Consider the following 20,121-nt stretch of genomic DNA (forward strand, 5'->3'; position numbering starts at 1 on the left):
CCGGAGGCAGGGCGATGGGGGCGTGGGTGGGAGGCGGGGCGCGTGCGTGACTTTGGCGGGATCGTGGAGCGGTCGCCCGTCCGGGTCGTCCGGCCGAGGTCGGCGGGCGAGGTGGCGCGTGCCGTCCGCGAGGCCGCCGCGCAGGGCCTGGACGCGGTGCCGCGCGGCCTCGGGCACTCCACCTACGGCCAGTCCCTCACCGCGGGCGTGTCGATCGACCTGCGCGAGCTGACCGGCGTCGAGGTCGGCGGGCGGCACGCGGTCGCCGCCGCCGGGACGAGCTGGCGCGAGGTCCTCGCCGCGACGCTGCCGCACGGGCTGGTCCCGCCGGTCCTGACCGACTACCTCGACGTGACGGTCGGCGGGACGATCTCCGCCGGCGGCGTCGGCGGGACGTCCCATGTGCGCGGCACGCAGGCCGAGAACGTGCTCGCCCTGGACGTCGTCGTGGACGGCGGCGAGCCCGTGGTCTGCTCCCCCGCCGTCCGGCCCGGCCTGTTCGACGCCGTCCGCGCCGGGCTCGGGCGGCACGGCGTGATCACCCGGGCGACGCTGCCGCTCGTCCGCGCACCGGAGCGCGTGCTGTGCTGCACCATCCCGTGCCGGGACGCGGCGGACGTGCTCCGCGTCCAGCGCGAGGTCCGCGCCGACGACATGTCGGCGCAGATCAAACCGTCCGACGACGGGGGCGGGTGGACGTACGAGGTCAAAGCCGTCCTCCACGGGGACGGCGCCCAGCCGCCGCCCGGCACGACGGACACCGAAGAGCTCCCCTACTTCGACTTCTGCGACCGGATGCGTCCGGACGTCGAGGAGCTGATCCGGCTCGGCGAATGGGCGCGGCCGCATCCGTGGGCGATGGTCTTCCTGCCCGCGCCGCGCGCCGCCGCGGTGATCAAGGCGACGCTGGCGGACATGACTCCGGCCGACCTGGGCCGCAGCGGCGTCATCCTGGTCAAGTCCCTGCGGGTCGGCCACGTGCCGATGCTGGCCGTGCCGGACGATCCCGTCCTGTTCAGCGTCCTGCGCACCGCCTCGCCCGGCTGCGCGTCCGCCGCGGAGATGCTCGCCGCGAACGGGACGCTGCTCGACCGCACCCGCGCGGTGGGCGGCACTCGCTACGCCGTCGACTCGGTCCCCGCCTGATCCAGACCCGGTCCCCGCCTGATCCAGACCCGGTCCCCGCCTGATCCAGACCCGGTCCCCGCCGCATCCAGACCCGGTCCCCGCCTGATCCACCGGCGCGGACCTCAGCCGGTCGGGTGGCCGGACTGGAAGGCGAGGCGGCGGTCGGCGTCCGCGGCGAGGCGGTCGCAGACGTCGTCCAGGCCCATGAAGACCTGCCACGGCTCCGCGCCGGACGCGGCGGCGAGGGCGTCCACGACGCGTTGTTCGAGGCTGGTGACGCGCTTGGCCTTCCAGACCTTGTCGGCGAGGCTGACGAGCAGGTCGTCCAGGCCGATGTCCGGATCGTCCCAGGACGCATGGGTGCGGGCGAAGCGGGCGAGCCGCTCCTCGACGCCGCGCTCGCGGAGGAGGTCGTACCCGGCCTGTTCGTGCTCGGCGCCTGGTCCGGACAGTTCGGACGGGTGCAGCGCCTTCCCGATGTCGTGCGTCGCCGCGCCGAACAGGACGGCCTCCGCGTCCACGTCCGCCGACGGATGGTGCTCGACCGTCCAGGCGACCAGTTCGGCGGCCACGTCGTGGACGGCCCGCAGGTGGGCGGCCAGGCGCGGTGGAGCGTCGAGCTCCTCCAGGAGCCGGACGGCCCGGTCCGGCAGCAGGCGCGGGCCCGGATCGGTGAGCGCGCGGCGCAGCGCGGCGGACGCCATCGGCCGCGCGGTCACAGCGCCAGGGCGATGACCTCGGCGCCGGGGAGATCCGCGAGCGCCTTGCCGGGAAGGAGGATCTTCGATCTGCGCAGGCCGCTGCCGATGACGGCCCGCGGGGCGGCGGCGACGGCCTCGTCCACGAGGATCGGCCAGCCGCCGGGAAGGCCGACCGGGGTGATGCCGCCGTACTCCATGCCGGTCAGTGCGGTCGCCTCGGCCATCGGCGCGAACGACGCCTTCCGGGCGCCGAGGCGCTTGCGGACGACGCCGTTGACGTCCGCGCGGCCGGTGGCGAGGACCATGCACGCCGCGTAGGTGACCTCGCCGCCGCGCTTGGCGGCGACGACCACGCAGTTGGCGCTGGCGTCGAGCGGGACGTCGTAGCGCTCGCAGAACGCCGCCGTGTCGGCCAGCTCCGGGTCGATCTCGGCGACCTCCGCGCCTGGAACGCCGCCGATCGCCGCCGCGACCGGGTCCGCGAGCAGGTCCGGACGTTCGTCCGCCGGTCCCCATTCGAGCCTGCCGACCATGAGCGCATCCCCTCTCGTTCTCCCAGGCCCCCACCTTGCCACGGGTCATGACGGCAGGGCGAAGGTCAGGTTCCGAGGTACCGCAGGACGGCGAGGACGCGGCGGCTGTACCCCGTCGCGTGCGACAGGTCGAGCTTGTCGAAGATCGCGTTGACGTGCTTCTCCACCGCGCTCTGCGAGATGTGGAGGATCGCCCCGATCGAGGCGTTGGCATGGCCCTGCGCCATGTGGTCGAGGACGTCCCGCTCGCGCGGCGTGAGGCGGGACAGCGGATCGGCCCGGGCCCCGTGCGCCGCGAGCAGGCGTCGCACCACCTCCGGGTCGAACGCCGCGCCGCCCGCGCCGACGCGGTCGAGGGCGTCCAGGAACTCGTCCACCTGCGCGACGCGGTCCTTCAGCAGGTAGCCGACGCCGGTGGTGTCCGCCGTGATCAGCTCGGTGGCGTAGCGCTTCTCCACGTACTGCGACAGGACGAGGACGCCGACGTCCGGCCACCGCTCCCTGATCTCCAGCGCGGCGCGCAGGCCCTCGTCGGTGTGCGTCGGCGGCATCCGGACGTCCACGACCACGACGTCCGGCGGCCCCGCCGCCACGGCCGCGAGCAGCGCCTCGCCGTCGCCGACCGCCGCCTCCACGTCGTGGCCCTCCTCGGCCAGCAGCCGTACCAGGCCTTCGCGGAGGAGGGTCGAGTCCTCGGCCAGCATCACCCGCACGGCAGCTCCGCGGTGATCACGGTCGGGCCGCCGGGCGGGCTGTCCACGGCGAACGTCCCGTCCAGCGCGGCGACCCTGCGGGCCAGGCCGGCGAGCCCGCCGCCGCCCGGGTCGGCTCCGCCGCTCCCGTCGTCCTCGATGCGCACGCCGATCATTGTGGCCGATCCGGTGACGTCCACCCGGACGCGGCGGGCGCCGGAGTGCTTGGACGCGTTCGTGACGGCCTCGCAGACGACGAAGTACGCGGCCGTCTCCACCGCGTGCGGGGGGCGTCCGGGCACGTCGTAGGCGATCGTCACCGGCAGCGGGGTCCGTTCGGCCACGGTCTCCAGCGCCGCGCGCAGGCCCTCGCCGTCCAGCGCCGCCGGGTAGACGCGCCAGGTCACCTCCCTCAGGTCTTCCAGGGCGCGCCTCGACTCCTCGTGCGCCTGCCTCAGCAGGTCGGCCGCCCTCTTCTCGGCTCCGGCGCGGCGGGCGCGGCCGATCAGCATGCCGAGCGCGACGAGACGCTGCTGGACGCCGTCGTGCAGGTCCCGCTCGATGCGGCGGCGCTCGTCGTCGACCGCGTCCACCACCTCGGCGCGGGTGACCGACAGCTGCGCGATGCGCCGCTCGTACTCCTCCAGCGGGCTCGGGCCCAGGCACCGGCGCGCCACCGTCCTCTCCAGCGCCACGACCCCGACCAGCCCCTGGACGGCCAGGAACAGCAGCACCAGCCCGAGGATCGCGGTGTACAGGACGATCCACCAGCTCGGCGGGATGCCGTCCAGGTAGTCGCCCGTGACCCACCAGCTCCAGGCCAGCGCGACCGCCATCGCCGCGCCGTAGGCCAGCAGCAGCAGGATCACCGCGCCGAGCAGCCCGACCGGCACGCGCAGGACCAGATACGCCAGCGCCTTCAGCGGACCGTATTGGACGGGCCTGTCCTCGCCGTGGAACTTCCTGAGCCGCCATCGCTCCAGTTCCGTCGCGGCCTGGGCGGCGTCCGCGACGACCGCCGGCACCACCCGCTGGCCGCGCGAGAAGGCCAGCGAGTAGGCCATCAGCAGCGCCGCCACCGCCAGCAGGACCAGCTCCACCCCGGCGGTGACCGCGCCCAGCGACAACCCCACCGCACCCCGCACGACACCACGCGTCCCCCACTGACCTCGGAGACCGCGCGGGCGCGGGCCTGCGAGATCGCCCGGCCCGCGAGAGCCCCGCGGGTCGCGGGGGTCGCGGGGGTTAGAAGATTCGGTCACGTTCGAATTCTCGGGTGTCCGCGCGGTGCCCGGTCGCCCGCGGTTCGTGGTCCGCCCACTGCTCCCCCGTGCCTCGCCGCTCCCCCGTACCTCGCCCCGCCTTCACGATACGCACGACGACGAACACGGCGGCGGCGAGGACAGCCAGCGCGAGCACCCCCTTGGAGTAGACGCCGACGTACTCCTCGACTGTCCGCCAGTTGTCGCCGAGCCCGTACCCGGCCAGGACGAACGTGGTGTTCCACAGCAGGCTGCCCAGGCCGGTGTAGATCAGGAACGTCGTCATCCGCATCCGCTCCACCCCGGCCGGGACGGAGACCAGGCTGCGGAAGATGGGGATCATGCGGCCGAAGAACACCGCCTTGGCGCCGTGCCGCGCGAACCACGCCTCCGTCCGGTCCAGGTCGGACAGCTTGACCAGCGGGAGCCGCGCCACGAGCGCGCGGATCCGGTCGCGGCCGATCAGCGCGCCGATCCCGTAGAGGACGAGGGCGCCGACGACGCTGCCGGCGGTCGTCCAGATCAGCGCCGCCGCCAGGCTCATCCGGCCCTGCGCGACGGTGAACCCGGCCAGCGGCAGGATCACCTCGCTCGGCAGCGGCGGGAACAGGTTCTCCAGCGCGATCGCCAGCCCGGCGCCCGGCGCGCCGAGCGTGTCCATCAGGTCGGTCGCCCATCCCGCGATGCCGCCGGTCGGCTCGCTCCCGGACGCCGCGTACGCCATTTCGATCATGTTGACGACGCTAGAAACCGGCCGGTCCCGTCACCATGGTGGACACCGCCCGCCCGACCGGCCGGGCGCCGCACCCCGACCCTGCGGAAAACCACACCCCCGCGGGCCGTCGACGGCTCAGCGGTGCGCCGTCCGGTCGCCTGCACCCGCTCCCGGCGTCAGGACGGCCTGGTGACGCCGCCGGTGGGCCGCTGGTGACGCCGCTGGTGGGACCGCTGGTGGGACCGCCGGTAGGACCGCTGGTGCAGCCCGCACGCTCAGATGGTGGCCTTACCCGGCCGCGAGGGCTGATCGGCGGATTCAGCGGAGAGTGAAACCCGGTTCGGCCGGGGGCCCGGCCGAGGAGGCTCGAAGCCTCGGTTCCCGCAGGCTGCACGGGTTCTGGACGCGGTCCGGTGCCGGTTTCGGACACCCGTCCGGCCGCCGCTCGGGTAAAGAATCTTTTTGATCGACTTTTCCGTAAAGAACCTTTCTTGTAGCGTTCGCAGGGTTTTGTGAAGTGAATTCATGATCGAAATTCCCGCCGCAAGATCATAAGGACGCCGCGATGCCCCTCGCCACAGGCCTGGCCGCGGCCGCGCTCCTCGGCCTGATGACGCTCCTGGCCACGGCGCGGCACGGCAGGCACCGCCCCTGCTCGGGGAACGAGCACCCCGAGTCCCTGACGGCCGTTCTCGGCCCGGGCGACGAGGAGTACCTCGCGTGGCTGGCCGACCACCACTGGCCCGGCGACGAGTACCTGGACATGGAGCACGAGTGGCTCGGCGAGCTGGACCCCGGCGAGCAGGCCGGGCCCTACGAGTCGCCGCTGTGCCCCCGCTGCGACCTGCGGTGCGAGGACGTCTGGCCGTGCCCCACCTGCGGGCGGGTGCTGCACTCGTCCTGCGGCCACGGGATGCGGCGCCGGAGGGTCGACCGCCCGTACCGCACGCACGGCACGAACCCGGAGGCGGTCATCGCGGAGTGGATCTGCACGGGGTGCGCCTCCGTCGTCGGTCTGGACGTCGACCACGGCGGCGAGCCCGATGAGGGCCTCTTGCGGTGAATCGGGCGAGTTGCCCCTCCTTGTCCGGCTTCACACGTATTGAAGGGTAAAGAATCCCTCATTGACTTGCATATTTCGGACGGGCGACGGCAGGCTGCATCTATGTCCTTAATCACAGGGACACCCTGGAGGACCCCGTGACCGCACAACACGACTCGATCTGCCCGCACGAACCGGCCTGCCCGGCGCCCGACGCCGTCGACCGCGAGGCCGCGCGCACCGTCGCCAGCCACCCGGAGCAGGGGTGGAGCCTGCTCTGCAACGGCATCGTCGTCTTCGACGACACCGGCGAGCTGCTGCCCGACGGCCGCGTGATCGCGCCGCACCGTCCCACCACGGCCGCCTAGGCCCGTTTCCGGACGGCCGCTTTCCGGACGCCCCTTTTCCGGACACTCCCGGTCCTGACACCGGGTCCTGACGCCGGGTCCTGACGCCGGGTCCTGGCGCCCGGTCCTGCCTCCGGACGACTCGGCGCGCCGGCGGATCACCTGATCACATGACGGTCGAACCCGAGCCGCGCCAGCTCCTCGTACGCCGCCCAGACCGCCGCCGGGACGTGCGTCGGCACCTGGAAGCCCCGCTCCGCGTAGACGACCATGCGCTGCAGGTCGCCCACCATTAGCTCGACGAACTGCCGCTCCTCCCCGGCGTACGCCTCGAACCCCAGCTCGGGCGCGGAGGCGACCCAGCCCACCCCGGCCCACTGGCGGCGCGCCGTGGCCAGCGCCCGGCGCGTCATGTACGGCTTGGCGACCAGGATCCCGCGCTCCACCGCGACGCCCCGCTCCGCCAGCAGCCGCCTGGACGCGGTGATGTTCTCCCCCGTGTTCGTCGCGGTCTCCTCCAGCAGCAGCGCCCGATCCGGGACGCCGTGCTCGCGGGCGACGCGTCCGAAAACCCGCGCCTCGGTCAGCTCCCACCCGGACGTGACCTTCCCGCGTCCGCCCGACACGACCACCAGCGGCGCCCACCCCTCGTGCCAGAGCCGCGCCGCGTGCACCGCCACCCGCGTGTCGTGGCTCCCCAGCGCGAGGATCACGTCAGCCTTGGAGAGGGGCTCGGACAGGACGAGATAGTCCCAGACGATCCTGGCCAGCTCGCGCGTACGCGCGTCCACCCGAGGCTCCACGGGGTCATTGTCCCCGGCGGTCTGCATGTCGGACTCCCATCGGAAGGGTCGTCCCGGTAGCGTTCAAGTGTTTCGCTCCTTACGCAAGAATCATGTGGAACTCGACCGCGGAAGGACGGTGTGGTGTGATCGCAGTCCTGGTCCTCGTGGCCTTGGTCGCCCTGTTCGGCCTCTGCCTGCCGAACCTGCTCCGTCCCATGCCGCCCGTCCGCGTCCTCGTCCGCGATCCCGACCCACCGCCCCGGGACGCCTCCCCCGCCGTCCACCCGGAGTCGATGACCGCCGAACTCGACCCCGCCGACGAGGAGTACCTCGCCTGCCTCGCCGACACCCTCTGGCCCGACGACGAGTACCTGGAACCCGAGCACACCACCGACGGCGAAGAAGAATCCGGCGGCAGCGGCATGCGCCTCTGACCCCCTTCCGCGGGGCAGGGGTCAGGGGGTCTCGTGGAAGAGGGCGCTTACGGATTCGCCGTTGTGGATTCGGCGGACGGCCTCGGCCAGGGCGGGGGCTATGGAGAGGACGCGGAGCTTGTCGCTGCGGTCGCCGTTGGGGACGGGGACCGTGTTCGTGCAGACGATCTCCAGGACGTCGGGCTCGGCGGAGAGGCGGCCGAGGGCGCCGGCGGAGAACAGGCCGTGCGTGCAGGCGACGCGGATGGTCCGGGCGTCCAGTTCGCGGAGACGGTCGAGGAGTTCCAGGACGGTGCTGCCCTTGGCGATCTCGTCGTCCAGGACGATCACGTCGCGGCCGGCGATCTCGCCGATGACGGAGCTGATCTGGACGCGGTCGTCCGCGAAGCGCTGTTTGGCGCCCGCGGCGACCGGGACGCCGAGGAGGCGCGCGAACGCGGCGGCCTGCTTCGCGTTGCCGAGGTCGGGCGAGACGACGGTGGTGCGCGACAGGTCGTGGCCGCGGAAGTGGGCGGCGAGTTCGCGGAGCGCGTGCAGGTGGTCGACGGGCACGGAGAAGAAGCCGTGGACCTGCGGCGAGTGCAGCGTCATCGCCAGGACGCGGCCCGCTCCTGAGGCGACGAGCAGGTCGGCGACCAGGCGGCCGCCGATGGAGATGCGGGGCTCGTCCTTCTTGTCGGAGCGGGCGTAGGAGTAGTGCGGCATCACGACGGTGATGCGGCTCGCGGACGCGCCGCGGGCGGCGTCGCACATGAGCAGCAGCTCGACCAGGTTCTCCTGGACGGGCGCGACGAGCGGCTGGATCAGGAAGACGTCCCGTTCCCGGCAGTTCGCCTGCAGCTGGACCTCCAGGCAGTCGTTGGCGAACCGGGAGACGCGCACCGGGCTGAGCGGCACCCCCAGATGGGCGCAGACCTCGTCGGCCAGCCGGGGGTGGGCGCTACCGCTGAACACGGCGATCTCTCGCACGGACCCGCTCCTCACGTGATCGACCGCGTTCATGCTAGAGGCCGGGGGAACGCGGTCCAGAGGCCGGGGGCAGGCGGTTCAGATGCCGGGGGGACAGGGTTCAGATGCCGGGGGACGGGATCCCTGAGCGGTGTCAGGGTGGTCTTCCGGTCATGCGGTGGGCAGGGGCTCGCCGGTCTCCAGGAGGGTCTTGAGGCCGGACACGACGCTCGGCCAGCCGTGGCGCGACATGTCGAGGAGAGCGTCGCCCCCCTCGTGGACGACCGTCAGCTTGACCGTCTCCCCGGCCGGTTCGATGTCGAAGCTGACGGTGGAGCGGGGTTCGGCGAGGAGCTTGGCGCGGGTCTCCTCGTCCACGCCGACCGCCTTCGCCCATTCGGGGGTGAAGGTGTGCCAGGTGTAGGAGAGGCGGCGGGGCGGGTCGGCTTCGAGGACGACCTGCTCGGGGTCATCTATCGTGGCGTTCTCCTCGTTCCAGGTGATCGTGGAGCCGGGCGTCCAGTCGGTCTCGAACGTGACGCCCCAGTAGCGGCGGGTGAAGGCCGGGTCGGTCAGCGCCTGCCAGAGCCGTTCCGGCGTGGTGCGGATGTAGGTGGTGTAGACGAATTCGCTTCCGGTCATGGGGTCCTGCTCCAATGCGGTCTTCAGGTCGGCGAGCGCGCTGGCCCGCTCCCGGTCGTACCGACTCATCCAGCGGTCGGCGATGGCGTTGATCGGGGCGGCGTTGAGGTGGTGGAGCTTCTCGCGGCCACGGCGTCGCGTGGTCACGAGGCCCGCGGCCTCCAGCACGGCGAGGTGTTTGCTGACCGACTGGCGGGCCATGTCGAGCCCGTCGCACAGCTCCCGGAGGGTCTGTCCGTTGCGGGCGTTGAGGCTGTCCAGGAGCCTGCGCCGGCTCGTGTCGGCCAGGGCCTTGAAGATCTCGTCCATGCACCGTCCCAATATGGAGCCTTCTGGCTGCCTTTAACAATAGGCAGCCGGACGGCTGCATGTCAATCCGGGGTCACGGTTTGCGGCCGACGCCGCCGAACGCGTCCACCGCCTCCTGGTCGGCGGCGCCGTCCGGACGCCAGTGCGTCACGGAGACCACGCCGGGCTCCAGCAGTTCCAGGCCGTCGAAGAACCGCTCCATCTGCTCGGGGCTGCGCAGGACGAGCGGCGCGTTCCCGGACGCGTTCCACACCTCGACGATCCGGTCGGACGCCTCGCCGTGGACGACGTTCGTCCCGTCCGACATGGCGAAGTAGCTGCCAGGCGGCACCGCGTCCAGGAGCCGCCGCACGACGGCGTACGCCTCGCCGTCGTCCGGGATGAACTCCAGGATGCCCATCAGCGTGAACGCGATCGGCCTCCCGAAGTCGAGCGTCTCGGCGGCGGCCGCCAGGATGCGGTCCGGGTCGCGCAGGTCGGCGTCGACGTAGGCCGTCTCGCCCTCGGGCGTGCTGGTGAGCAGCGCCCGCGCGTGCCGCAGCACGAGCGGGTCGTGATCCACGTAGACGATCTTCGACTCGGGCGCGGCGCGCTGCGCGACCTCATGGGTGTTGTCCACCGTGGGCAGGCCCGTCCCGATGTCGATGAACTGGCGGACGCCCGCCTCCGCCGCCAGATGCCAGACGACCCGGTTGAGGAACAGCCGGGACGCGCGGGCGAGGCGCGCCACGTCCGGCAGCATCCCGAGGATCTGGTCGCCGACCTCCCGGTCCACCGGGTAGTTGTCCTTGCCGCCCAGCCAGTAGTTCCAGATGCGCGCCACATGCGGGACGCTCGTGTCGATGTCGGGGCCGGGCCTGTCTTCGTTCATGCACTGTTCCGTTCCCGGCCCCGTGCCCGTCAGTCGTCGTCGGTCGCGTTGGCGAGGATCTTGGCGGTCGCGGCGTCCACGATCACTTCGTGCTCGGTGCCGTCCGGGCCGGTGACGTCGACCTCCCAGACCGCCCTGCCGTGCTCCCGCTCGAAGTCGACGGACGTCACCGTGCCGGAGACCGCCTTCTGCGCGGCCCCGGCGGCGTCCGATGCGGTGACCTTGGCCTTGCGGAGCGCGGCGGACGGGTCCCGGTCGTCACCGTCGTCGTCACCGTCGTCGTCACCGTCGTCGGCCCGGTGGGCGGCGCGGTCGGACAGGAGCTTGCCGGTGGCGGCGTCGACCGTGACGTCCCGCCAGCCGCCGCGGTCGGACAGGAGGTCGATCTCCCAGACGGGGGCGGCGCGGTCGTCGCCGTCCAGCTCGATCTCCTCGACCTTGCCGGGGGCCGCCTTCAGCGCGGCGGCCGCCGCCTCCGCCGCCGTGACCGAGGTGCCGGGCCGCGGCGACAGAGGCGTCGTGCCGTCCCCGCCGTCGTGGGCGGCGAACGCGGTGGCCGCTCCCCCGCCCGCGAGGACGCTTGCGGCGACGACCGTGACCAGCAGGCCGCGTCCGGAGACGAAGCGGCGCGCGTAGATCCTCATGTGCACCCTCCAGGTGTCGCGCCGGGCGGCCGGCGAGTCCGGCCGCCCGTGCCTTTTCGACGATGCCGCGGGTTCCTGTAAGGGCCCTGAAGCTTCCTGAAGCCGCCTTCAGGGACGGTTTGGCAGTCTGTGGGCATGCGCCTGCTGCTCGTGGAGGACGAGAAACGCCTGGCCACGTCCCTCGCCCGCGGACTGACGGCCGAGGGGTTCGTGGTCGAGACCGTCCATGACGGCGCCGAGGGGCTCGACCGGGCGCTCGCCGGAGGGTTCGACCTGATCGTCCTGGACATCATGCTGCCCGGCATGAACGGCTACCGGGTGTGCGCGTCGCTGCGCGCGGCGGGCGACGAGACGCCGATCCTCATGCTGACCGCCAAGGACGGCGAGTACGACGAGGCCGAGGGCCTGGACACGGGCGCCGACGACTACCTCACCAAGCCGTTCTCGTACGTGGTGCTGGTCGCCCGCGTCCGCGCGCTGCTGCGCCGCCGGACGCGGGGCGCCGCGCCGACCATCGTGCTCGGCGACCTCACCGTGGACCCGGCGGCGCGGCGGGTGTTCCGCGGCGACGCGGAGGTGGAGCTGACCGCCAAGGAGTTCGCCGTGCTGGAGCACCTGGCGTCGAACGCGGGCCAGGTCGTGTCGAAGACGCAGATCATGGAGGCGGTCTGGGACTTCGCCTACGGCGGGGACCCGAACATCGTCGAGGTGTACGTGAGCGCGCTGCGCCGCAAGCTCGACGTCCCGTTCGGGCGCAGGTCGATCGCGACGGTGCGCGGGGCCGGATACCGGCTGGCCAGGGACGGAGGCGCCTGACGTGCCGCGGCGTTTCCCGTCCGCGCGGGTGCGGCGCTTCCGGTCCGCGCGGGCACGGCGCTTGCGGGGTGTGCAGGTGCGGCGCTTCTCGTCCGTGCGGGTGCGGCTGTCGTCCGTCCGGGCGCGGACGACGCTCGGCGCGACCGCCGTGGTGGCCGGCGCGCTGATCGCGGCGGGGCTGGCGGTCGTGCTGCTGCTCCGCGCCAACCTCGGCGGGCAGGCCGATCTGGAGGCGGAGGTCGCGGCCCGGGAGGTCGCGTCGCAGCTCGCGACCGGCGTCCCGTACCGGAGCCTCGACCTGCCGGACGGCGACGACCATCCCGTGCAGGTCGTGGACGAGCGCGGCCGCGTCCGCGCGGCGAGCGAGGACCTGAAGGCGATCGACGGGACGGCATCGCCGGGCGTCCGGCCCGACTCGTCCCCGGCGGGCCGCGACGACACCGACGACGACTCCGACGACGACGATCCCGGGCGCGGCGAGGTGTCGGACGACGGCCCGCGCTTCTCCACCGGCAGCGCGACCGTCGACGGCCGCACCGCCGACTACCGGTTCGCGGCGGTCGAGGCGACGACGCCGTCGGACGAGACCGTCACCGTGTACGCGGGCGCGGACCTGGCCGCCGCGCGGGACGCGGTCGGCACCGTCACCAAGGCGATGCTCGCGGGCCTGCCCCTGCTGGTCGCCGTGGTCGCGGGCGTGACGTGGCTGGTCACGCGGCGGGCGCTGCGTCCGGTGGAGGACGTCAGGGCGGAGCTGGCCGAGATCACCGCGGCCGGAGACCTGGCCCGGCGGGTGCCCGTCCCGGACTCCCGGGACGAGATCGCCGGCCTGGCGGCCACGACGAACGCGACCCTCGCCGCGCTGGAGGACTCCGTCGCGAAGCAGCGCGGGTTCGTCGCGGACGCCTCGCACGAGCTGCGCAGCCCGATCGCGTCGCTGCGCACCCAGCTGGAGGTCGCGGCCGCGCATCCCGGGCCGCTGGACGTGGACGGCCTCGTCGCGGACGTCGTGCGCCTCCAGGATCTGGCCGCCGACCTGCTGCTCCTCGCCCGGATCGACGCGGGCGACCGTCCGCCGGAGCGGCCCGTCAGGCTCGGAAGCCTCGTCCGGGACGAGCTGGACCGCCGTCGGCGCGCGGCGGGCGACCGGTTCCCCGTCAAGGCGTGGATCGACGACGACCCCCGCGTCATGGGCGTGCCGGGACGGCTCGCGCGGGTCGTCGGCAACCTCCTCGACAACGCCGAACGGCACGCGCGCACGGGCGTCCGGCTGTCGGTGTCCGAGGAGGCGGGCCAGGCGGTCGTGCGGGTCACCGACGACGGCCCGGGGGTGCCGCCCGCCGACCGGGAGCGGATCTTCGAGCGGTTCGTCCGGCTGGACGACGCCCGCAGCCGCGACGAGGGCGGCGCGGGCCTCGGCCTCGCCATCGCCCGGGACCTGGTCCGGGCGCACGGCGGGGACCTCACCGCCGGCGACGTCCCAGGCGGCGGCGCCCTCTTCGAGGTGCGCCTGCCGATGATCACTTCAGGAGCCGGCGGGCCATGACCATCCGCTGGATCTGGTTCGTCCCTCGCAGGACTGCGTGATCTCGGCTCTGCCAGCATGATCTCGGTGGCCTCAACGAACGCGTAGCCGGCGGATCGGAGAGCCGATCCAAGTCTGGAAGTGCGCGGCCAAAAGCTGGTTGCGCAGCTTGGCGACCACGGCTCGGGCACCTGGACTGGACGCAGAAGATCTGCCGCGATGCACGGAAAGCACGTTAAGGCACCGGTATGGTGGCTAGTCAACGTCATCCCGTTCCGGGGGTTGTGCATGGCGGCGGAGAACATCGACGAGGTCATCGAAGGGCTTGCCGACATCGTGCGGGACGCCAGTCGCACGGGTGACCGGGTCGGGTACTTCGCAGCGTTGTACCGGCAGGTGACCGTCGAAGTCCGCACGGCCATTCGCGCTGGACAGTTCGATGACGGCGCACGAATGAACCGGTTCGACACGCTGTTCGGCAACCGCTACTTCGAGGCGTACGATGCCTGGCGGCGCACCCGGGGCGGGCCACGTTGCTGGCGCGAGACGTTCGGGCTGCTCCACGACGCCGACACCATCATCGTTCAGCACCTGATACTCGGCGTGAACGCGCACATCAACCTCGACTTGGCGATTGCCGCCGCGCAGACCAGTCCGGGCGAGGCCATCCACGAGTTGCGGCGCGACTTTCTGCTGATCAACGACATCCTGGCGCGGGTGGTGCTGGAAGTGCAGAGCGCGGTCGGCGATTTATCGCCGCTCCTGTGGCTGCTGGACCAGGTCGGCGGCCGCACCGATGAACGGATCCTGGATTTCAGTATCCGTCAGTCCCGGCAAGAGGCTTGGCACAACGCCGTCCTGCTCGCCGGGCAGCACGACACAGAACGCGAGGACACCATCGAGCGGCTCGACGTCCGGGCCGCCGTGCTCGCACGCTTGATAGCACGCCCCGATGGCCTCGTCCGACCGGCACTGCAGTTGATCAGGAGCAGCGAGAGTGGTGACGTGCAGGCCGTCATCACGCATCTAGACCGCGCCATGGGACAACACCCCGGGATCTCATCGACCACCCATTGACGGAGCCCGGGGGTTCCAGCGCGGCGACAATGAGCTCGGCCGCTCCGCGCCCGGCACCGGAATCAGATGGCTACTTCAGGAGCTGGCGGGCCATGACCATGCGCTGGATCTGGTTCGTCCCCTCGTAGATCTGGGTGATCTTGGCGTCGCGCATCATCCGCTCGACCGGGAACTCGCGGGTGTAGCCGTAGCCGCCGAGGAGCTGGACGGCGTCGGTCGTCACGTCCATCGCCACGTCGGACGCCAGCGTCTTGCACGCCGACGACACGAACGTCAGGTCGGCGATCCTCTCGCCGTGCATCGCCCGCTCGGACTTGATCGCCGCGTGGTAGGTGAGCTGGCGGGCCCCTTCGAGCCGCATCGCCATGTCGGCCAGCATGAACTGCACGCCCTGGAAGTCGGCGATGGGCTTGCCGAACTGGCGGCGGTCCTTGACGTAGCCGAGCGCGAAGTCGAGCGCGCCCTGGGCGATGCCGAGGGCCTGGGCGGCGATCGTGATGCGGGTGTGGTCGAGGGTGGCCAGCGCCGTCTTGAAGCCGCTTCCCTCGGCGCCGATGATCCGGTCGGCGGGGATGCGGACGTCCTCCAGGATCACCTGGCGGGTCGGGGAGCCCTTGATGCCGAGCTTGCGCTCCTTCGGGCCGAAGGAGACGCCCGGGTCGCCCTTCTCGACGACGAACGCGGAGATGCCGCGGGCGCCCTGCGACGGGTCGGTGACGGCCATCACCGTGTAGAACTCCGACTCGCCCGCGTTGGTGATCCACATCTTGGTGCCGTTCAGCACCCACGCCTCGCCGTCGCGGACCGCGCGGGTCTTCATCCCGGCCGCGTCCGAGCCCGCGTCGGCCTCCGACAGCGCGTAGGAGAACATCGCCTCGCCGCGCGCCACCGGCCCCAGGTACTTCGCCTTCAGCTCCTCGGAGCCGGACAGCAGGACCGGGACGGTGCCCAGCTTGTTCACCGCCGGGATCAGCGACGACGAGGCGCACGCGCGGGCGACCTCCTCGATCACGATGACCGTGGCGAGGGCGTCCGCGCCCCCGCCGCCGTACTGCTCGGGGACGTGCACCGCGTGCAGGTCGTTGGCCACCAGCGCGTCGAGGGCCTCCTGCGGGAACCGGGACTCCTCGTCCACCTCCGCCGCGAACGGAGCGATCTTGGCGTCGGCCAGCTCGCGCACCGTGCGCCGCAGCAGCTCATGCTCCTCGGACGGCGCGTAGGCAGGGAAGTCGCTCATGATTCCTCCGCGGGGCCGCGTCGACGGCCATATTACTTTGACGGCCAATATTTGAACGCCAAAGTAAGCGAGGCGGCGGGCCCGAGTCAAGGCGGCGCCGGGCGATGCGCGTCACACCCGCCGGGCGACACCACACCCCTCGGGGAGCGGACGGTCCCGCCGGCCCCCGTCCGGGTCGGCGGGACCGTCCTTTTCCGTGGCCGGTTGACCGGACAGGGCTCGAACCTGCGACCCGCTGTTTGTAAGACAGCCGCTCTACCTGACTGAGCTACCGGTCATCGCCCGGACAGCCATTCCGGGACGCGCTGCTGGAGCAGGGCTTGAACCTGCATGACGTGATTCAGAATCACGCATCCTGCCGATTGGATGATCCAGCATTGGGTGCCCGCCGGCGGGCGGTGGCGTCCGCCCGCCTGGGCACGGGAGAACCAGCCGGGGGTCGTTACTCCCGCCGGTCCAGTCCAGAGCCGCACCCGGGAATTGAGCCCGGTTCGCCTGGGTGGAAGCCAGGTGTCTCACCATTCGACCTGTGCGGCAGTGCAGGAGCCTGACCAGGGCTCGCGTGGCCGTCCGAGGAGTCGAACCTCGTCCCCCCGGGGTTCAACCGGGTGCTCATCCACATGAGCTAGAAGGCCATGAAAAAGCCGCCGGGGATCGTCTCCCTGGCGGCCTCCGGCGGAGCCTTCTCAGGCCCTATCCAGAGGCGTCCACGGGGTCGCTGCAACCGCCCTTCGGCCGAGCGGCGAAGGGCCGCTGCCACTGGGCGACAAACCCGGTCATCGTGCGGCTCCTTTCTCTGCTCGTGCGTTCGTCATTGCTCTTATAGTGCGGCATGGCTCGCGGTGTGTGCAATCGCTTTTAACGCGGCCCGCACTTTGACACGGGACCGCACCGGGGCCCTGCCCAGCTCACGGGTCCCGGTGCGGCCGTCGTCGGTCGGCGGGGCGCCGTCCGCGTCAGAGGGCCCTGCGGCGCGTGCGCGCCGGACGGCGGCGCGACGGGGCCAGCAGCCGCTGGAGCACCCTGAACGGCAGGGTGACGATGCTGATCACCACGCCCGCGACGGCGCCGAGAACGCCCGCGATCGTGCCGGTGACGGCGCTGAGCGCTGCACTGATGCGGCGCATTTGGATTCACTCCTTCATGTCGTCCTAAAGCGCCCCATACCCTGTGATGGCGTTTTACACGGGCTTTGCCCCGATGACGACGGTGGCGTGGAATTCCTCGGACGCGGCCACGGCGGCGCTGAGACCGGCGCGTTCGACGGCCGCGACGGCGTCCGGGACCTGCCGTCCGCTCGTCTCGAACAGCAGGCGTCCGCCCGGCGCGAGCCAGTCCGGCGCCTCGGCGGTGACGCGGCGCAGGACGTCGAGCCCGTCCGCGCCGCCGTCGAGCGCCACGCGCGGCTCGTGCTCGCGCGCCTCCGCCGGCATCAGCGCGAGCTCGCCGGCCGGAACGTAGGGCACATTGGCGAGCAGCACGTCGATCGTGCCGCGCAGCACGGGCGGGAGCGGTGCGTACAGGTCGCCCTCGTGGACGTGCCCGCCGAACGGCGCGAGGTTGCGGCGGGCGCAGCGCACCGCCGCGGGTTCGATGTCGGCGGCGTGCAGCGCGAACGCGTCCCGGCCGCCGGCGAGCAGGACGGAGGCGAGCGCGGCCCCGAGCGCGCCTGAGCCGCAGCACAGATCGACGATCACGGGACGCGGCGGGCCCAGCGCGGCGGCCTGCCGGACGAGGCGTTCGGCGGCCTGCCGGACGAGGAACTCGGTGCGGCGGCGCGGCACGAAGACGCCGGGGTCGACGGCGATCCGGAGGCCGCAGAACTCGGCCCAGCCGAGGACGTGTTCGAGCGGCAGGCCGGCGGCGCGCCGCTCCACCATGGCGGACGCGTCGTCCGGCGTGGCGGCCGTGGCGAGGATCAGGCGGGCCTCGTCCTCGGCGAAGACGCAGCCCGCGGCGCGCAGCCTGGCGGCGACGGCGGTCTCGGTGAGGGGTGCTGTCATGAGCGACCGCAACCCTATCCGAGGTTCTTGCCCGAGTCCTTCGCCGAGGTTCTTGTCCGGGGCTCCGCAACGCTCCACGGTCCGATGGTGTTCAAGGGACATGAGCATCTATGCGGACAGGGTCGCGGAGGGCGACTGGGCGGCGCTCGCCGAGGAGATGGACGCCTACGGCAGCGCTCTGACGCCTCCGCTGCTGACCAAGGAGGAGTGCGCGGACATCGCCGCCCTGTACGACGACGTAGGACGGTTCCGTTCGACGATCGACATGGAGCGGTACCGGTTCGGCGCCGGCCAGTACCGGTACTTCGCCGAGCCGTTCCCGGAGCCGGTCGGCGAGTTGCGCGCGGCGCTGTATCCGCGCCTGCTGCCGATCGCGCGCGACTGGGCCGCCAGGCTCGGACGGCCCGCCCCCTGGCCGGACACCCTGGAAGACTGGCTGGACATGTGCCATGCGGCGGGCCAGAAGAAGCCGACGCCGATCCTGCTGCGATACGGGCGGGACGGCTGGAACGCCCTGCACCGCGACCTCTACGGCGACCTGGTGTTCCCGATGCAGGTCGTGATCGGCCTGGACGAGCCGGGCGGCGACTACACCGGCGGGGAGTTCATGATGGTCGAGCAGCGGGCCCGCGCCCAGTCGCGGGGCACGGCGACGCTGCTTCCCCGCGGCCGCGGCCTGGTCTTCACCACACGGGACCGTCCGGTGCGGACGAAGCGCGGGTGGTCGGCGGCGCCGATGCGGCACGGGGTCAGCGTCGTCCGGTCGGGGCACCGCCGCACGCTGGGCCTGGTATTCCACGACGCGGCCTAGCCTCGCGCCATGAGCCTCGCGGCCTGAACTCGCGGCCTGGACTCGCGGTGTGAACTCGCAGCGTGAAATGGCGGCCTAAGCTCGCGGGCATGGGCGACCGGGGCCTCAAAGCCGACTGCGCGAATTGTTTCGGGCTGTGCTGCGTCGCGCTGCCCTTCGCCGCGTCGGCCGATTTCGCCGTGGAGAAGGCGGCGGGCGAGCCGTGCCGCAACCTCATGGCCGATCACAGCTGTGGCATCCACTCGAACCTTCGGGAGCGGGGTTTCCAGGGCTGCACCGTTTTCGACTGTTTCGGGGCCGGGCAGAAGGTGTCGCAGGGCACCTTCGGCGGACGGGACTGGCGGCGCGACCCCGCCGTCGCGCGGGACATGTTCCGCGTGTTCCCCGTCATGCGGCAGCTTCATGAGCTGCTCTGGTACCTGGGGGAAGCGCTGGCGAGGCCGTCCGCCGGGCCCGTCCGAGACGATCTCCGCGCGGCCGCCGACGACGTCGGCCGTCTCGCCCGGGGCGGTCCCGGCGAGCTCGTCGCGCTGGACGTCAGGCAGGTGCGGGCGAAGGTCGACGTCCTGCTTCTGCGCGTCAGCGAGCTGGTCAGGGCCTCCGTCCCTGGGCGGAAGCAGAACCGGCGTGGAGCCGACCTGATCGGGGCGAAGCTGAGGGGCGCGAACCTCCGCGGGGCCGATCTGCGGGGCGCGTACCTGATCGCGGCCGACCTGCGGGACGCCGATCTGCGGGCGTCCGACCTGATCGGCGCGGACCTGCGGGACGCCGACCTGCGCGGGGCCGACCTCACCGGGAGCCGTCTTCCTCACCCGGCCGCAGCTCGACTCGGCCCGGGGCGACGCCGCCACGCGACTGTCCGCGGCCCTGGGGCGGCCCGCCCACTGGTGACCCGCCCCCGCTGACCACCGCGCGGTGGCCGCTCACTGATCTTGTTTAGGGCCGCCGTTGAGGGGCATTCCCCCGCAGCACGGGTCATCAGGGGGGCTGCGTGACGCGGGTGCGATGGTGGGGGACGGGTCTCGTGGCGCTCGCGCTGCTGGTCCCGTGCGCCGGGCTGCCCCTGCTGGACAAGGCCCTCGGGAGCGGCGCCGAGCCGCTGGCGCCGGGGACGATCCTGTCGGTCGGGACGGAGCGCGACGACGTCCGGCCGATCACGCTGACCGTCCCGCACGCCGGGTGGGCGCTCGACGAGGCGGCCACGTCCCTGACCGGCTACGCGAAGCTGACCAGCGAGGACGTCGTGGTCAACCTGAGCGTCGCCGTCCCGCTGGCCCCGTTCGACGCGCGCGCGCTGTGGGACGGTCTCGGCCGCATCGTCGCGATCGGCGGGCGCGCGCGGCTCGGGACGCGGCCCGTCCCGATCGTGACGGCGCGCGGGCTGACCGGGCTCACCGGGACGCTCGCCGGGCGGGACCGGACGGGCACGGCGGCGGTCTTCGCCACCGACACGCTAGGGGCGACGGTGACGGCGGCCGGTCCCCCGCTCGCGTTCCGGAGCGTGGCCGCGCAGGTCGAGGCGATGGTGCGGACCGTCACGATCGCGGCGCCCTGGACGTCGGAGACCGGCCCATGACCCGCAGACCGACGCCCTGGACG

At 72.5% G+C, this 20,121-nt stretch carries 22 protein-coding genes, 4 tRNA genes and 1 pseudogene; 10 read left to right on the top strand and 17 right to left on the bottom strand.

Annotated features, from left to right (window positions below):
• Positions 1–42: 42 nt before the first annotated feature.
• Positions 43–1,146, top strand: a complete 1,104-nt coding sequence (locus tag ACH34T_RS12970; protein WP_395992314.1) for an FAD-binding protein — start codon at positions 43–45, stop codon at positions 1,144–1,146.
• Positions 1,147–1,250: 104 nt separating this feature from the next.
• Here ACH34T_RS12970 and ACH34T_RS12975 read toward each other — a convergent pair whose 3' ends face one another.
• From ACH34T_RS12975 to ACH34T_RS12995, 5 genes are all read right to left on the bottom strand, one after another.
• On the bottom strand, positions 1,251–1,847 hold the full coding sequence (locus ACH34T_RS12975) for an HD domain-containing protein (RefSeq protein ID WP_395992315.1): 597 nt from the start codon (positions 1,845–1,847) through the stop codon (positions 1,251–1,253).
• Entirely contained in the window at positions 1,844–2,362 is a 519-nt protein-coding gene (locus tag ACH34T_RS12980) for a YbaK/EbsC family protein (RefSeq protein WP_395992316.1), read from the bottom strand. The genes ACH34T_RS12975 and ACH34T_RS12980 overlap by 4 nt, the downstream gene beginning before the upstream one ends.
• Before the next feature lie 65 nt (positions 2,363–2,427).
• Positions 2,428–3,075 carry a response regulator gene (locus ACH34T_RS12985; RefSeq protein WP_395992317.1) on the bottom strand — a complete coding sequence of 216 codons (648 nt, stop codon included), beginning with the start codon at positions 3,073–3,075 and terminating at the stop codon, positions 2,428–2,430.
• Positions 3,066–4,199 (bottom strand): sensor histidine kinase, encoded by a 1,134-nt coding sequence (locus tag ACH34T_RS12990; RefSeq protein WP_395992318.1) that lies wholly within the window; start codon positions 4,197–4,199, stop codon positions 3,066–3,068. Before ACH34T_RS12990 ends, ACH34T_RS12985 begins: the two co-directional genes overlap by 10 nt.
• A gap of 100 nt (positions 4,200–4,299) precedes the next feature.
• Positions 4,300–5,049, bottom strand: a complete 750-nt coding sequence (locus ACH34T_RS12995; RefSeq protein WP_395992319.1) for a DedA family protein — start codon at positions 5,047–5,049, stop codon at positions 4,300–4,302.
• Positions 5,050–5,596: 547 nt separating this feature from the next.
• Here ACH34T_RS12995 and ACH34T_RS13000 point away from each other — a divergent pair.
• Both ACH34T_RS13000 and ACH34T_RS13005 read left to right on the top strand, forming a co-directional pair.
• Positions 5,597–6,094: a hypothetical protein gene (locus ACH34T_RS13000; RefSeq protein WP_395992320.1), complete on the top strand. Its 498-nt coding sequence runs from the start codon at positions 5,597–5,599 to the stop codon at positions 6,092–6,094.
• 158 nt (positions 6,095–6,252) lie between these two features.
• A complete protein-coding gene (locus ACH34T_RS13005) occupies positions 6,253–6,441 on the top strand; it encodes a DUF5999 family protein (protein ID WP_395992437.1) in 189 nt (62 codons plus the stop codon).
• Positions 6,442–6,578: 137 nt separating this feature from the next.
• Here the strand turns inward: ACH34T_RS13005 and ACH34T_RS13010 are convergent, their stop codons facing one another.
• Positions 6,579–7,211, bottom strand: coding sequence for a YdcF family protein (locus ACH34T_RS13010; RefSeq protein WP_395992321.1), 633 nt, complete (start codon positions 7,209–7,211; stop codon positions 6,579–6,581).
• A 137-nt stretch (positions 7,212–7,348) separates the two neighbouring features.
• On the opposite strand from ACH34T_RS13010, the gene ACH34T_RS13015 reads away from it, so the two are divergent.
• Positions 7,349–7,639: a hypothetical protein gene (locus tag ACH34T_RS13015; RefSeq protein WP_395992322.1), complete on the top strand. Its 291-nt coding sequence runs from the start codon at positions 7,349–7,351 to the stop codon at positions 7,637–7,639.
• A gap of 21 nt (positions 7,640–7,660) precedes the next feature.
• Here ACH34T_RS13015 and ACH34T_RS13020 read toward each other — a convergent pair whose 3' ends face one another.
• From ACH34T_RS13020 to ACH34T_RS13035, 4 genes are all read right to left on the bottom strand, one after another.
• Positions 7,661–8,608: a ribose-phosphate diphosphokinase gene (locus tag ACH34T_RS13020; RefSeq protein ID WP_395992323.1), complete on the bottom strand. Its 948-nt coding sequence runs from the start codon at positions 8,606–8,608 to the stop codon at positions 7,661–7,663.
• Between the two features lie 150 nt (positions 8,609–8,758).
• Complete coding sequence (locus tag ACH34T_RS13025; RefSeq protein WP_395992324.1) at positions 8,759–9,538, bottom strand: ArsR/SmtB family transcription factor; 780 nt, start codon at positions 9,536–9,538, stop codon at positions 8,759–8,761.
• Between the two features lie 73 nt (positions 9,539–9,611).
• The gene (locus ACH34T_RS13030) at positions 9,612–10,409 is read right to left on the bottom strand and encodes an SAM-dependent methyltransferase (RefSeq protein ID WP_395992325.1); all 798 of its coding nucleotides are present in this window, start codon (positions 10,407–10,409) and stop codon (positions 9,612–9,614) included.
• A gap of 29 nt (positions 10,410–10,438) precedes the next feature.
• Positions 10,439–11,053: a PepSY domain-containing protein gene (locus ACH34T_RS13035; protein ID WP_395992326.1), complete on the bottom strand. Its 615-nt coding sequence runs from the start codon at positions 11,051–11,053 to the stop codon at positions 10,439–10,441.
• A 135-nt stretch (positions 11,054–11,188) separates the two neighbouring features.
• Here ACH34T_RS13035 and ACH34T_RS13040 point away from each other — a divergent pair, with 135 nt between their 5' ends.
• The 3 genes from ACH34T_RS13040 (at position 11,189) to ACH34T_RS13050 (ending at position 14,471) form a co-directional block, all read left to right on the top strand.
• Complete coding sequence (locus ACH34T_RS13040; RefSeq protein WP_395992327.1) at positions 11,189–11,869, top strand: response regulator transcription factor; 681 nt, start codon at positions 11,189–11,191, stop codon at positions 11,867–11,869.
• A 76-nt stretch (positions 11,870–11,945) separates the two neighbouring features.
• Positions 11,946–13,415: a sensor histidine kinase gene (locus ACH34T_RS13045; protein ID WP_395992328.1), complete on the top strand. Its 1,470-nt coding sequence runs from the start codon at positions 11,946–11,948 to the stop codon at positions 13,413–13,415.
• Between the two features lie 267 nt (positions 13,416–13,682).
• Entirely contained in the window at positions 13,683–14,471 is a 789-nt protein-coding gene (locus ACH34T_RS13050) for a DUF5995 family protein (protein WP_395992329.1), read from the top strand.
• 70 nt (positions 14,472–14,541) lie between these two features.
• Here ACH34T_RS13050 and ACH34T_RS13055 read toward each other — a convergent pair whose 3' ends face one another.
• The 7 genes from ACH34T_RS13055 to ACH34T_RS13085 form a co-directional block, all read right to left on the bottom strand.
• A complete protein-coding gene (locus tag ACH34T_RS13055) occupies positions 14,542–15,708 on the bottom strand; it encodes an acyl-CoA dehydrogenase (RefSeq protein WP_395992330.1) in 1,167 nt (388 codons plus the stop codon).
• Positions 15,709–15,912: 204 nt separating this feature from the next.
• Positions 15,913–15,986 (bottom strand) — tRNA-Val (locus tag ACH34T_RS13060).
• Between the two features lie 27 nt (positions 15,987–16,013).
• A tRNA-Gln gene (locus ACH34T_RS13065) sits at positions 16,014–16,085 on the bottom strand.
• 88 nt (positions 16,086–16,173) lie between these two features.
• Positions 16,174–16,244 (bottom strand) — tRNA-Gly (locus ACH34T_RS13070).
• Positions 16,245–16,271: 27 nt separating this feature from the next.
• Positions 16,272–16,343: transfer RNA gene (locus ACH34T_RS13075), tRNA-Phe, on the bottom strand.
• Between the two features lie 321 nt (positions 16,344–16,664).
• Complete coding sequence (locus tag ACH34T_RS13080; protein ID WP_395992331.1) at positions 16,665–16,835, bottom strand: LPFR motif small protein; 171 nt, start codon at positions 16,833–16,835, stop codon at positions 16,665–16,667.
• Between the two features lie 54 nt (positions 16,836–16,889).
• The gene (locus ACH34T_RS13085; protein WP_395992332.1) at positions 16,890–17,711 is read right to left on the bottom strand and encodes a putative protein N(5)-glutamine methyltransferase; all 822 of its coding nucleotides are present in this window, start codon (positions 17,709–17,711) and stop codon (positions 16,890–16,892) included.
• A 100-nt stretch (positions 17,712–17,811) separates the two neighbouring features.
• Here ACH34T_RS13085 and ACH34T_RS13090 point away from each other — a divergent pair, with 100 nt between their 5' ends.
• The 3 genes and pseudogenes from ACH34T_RS13090 (at position 17,812) to ACH34T_RS13100 (ending at position 20,098) form a co-directional block, all read left to right on the top strand.
• Positions 17,812–18,522, top strand: a complete 711-nt coding sequence (locus tag ACH34T_RS13090) for a 2OG-Fe(II) oxygenase (RefSeq protein ID WP_395992333.1) — start codon at positions 17,812–17,814, stop codon at positions 18,520–18,522.
• A gap of 89 nt (positions 18,523–18,611) precedes the next feature.
• A pseudogene (locus ACH34T_RS13095) lies at positions 18,612–19,413 on the top strand (pentapeptide repeat-containing protein).
• 100 nt (positions 19,414–19,513) lie between these two features.
• On the top strand, positions 19,514–20,098 hold the full coding sequence (locus tag ACH34T_RS13100) for a hypothetical protein (protein WP_395992334.1): 585 nt from the start codon (positions 19,514–19,516) through the stop codon (positions 20,096–20,098).
• Positions 20,099–20,121 lie beyond the last annotated feature (23 nt).

Origin of the sequence: Actinomadura sp. 9N215, assembly GCF_044326345.1 — a bacterium.
Lineage (GTDB): Bacteria > Actinomycetota > Actinomycetes > Streptosporangiales > Streptosporangiaceae > Spirillospora.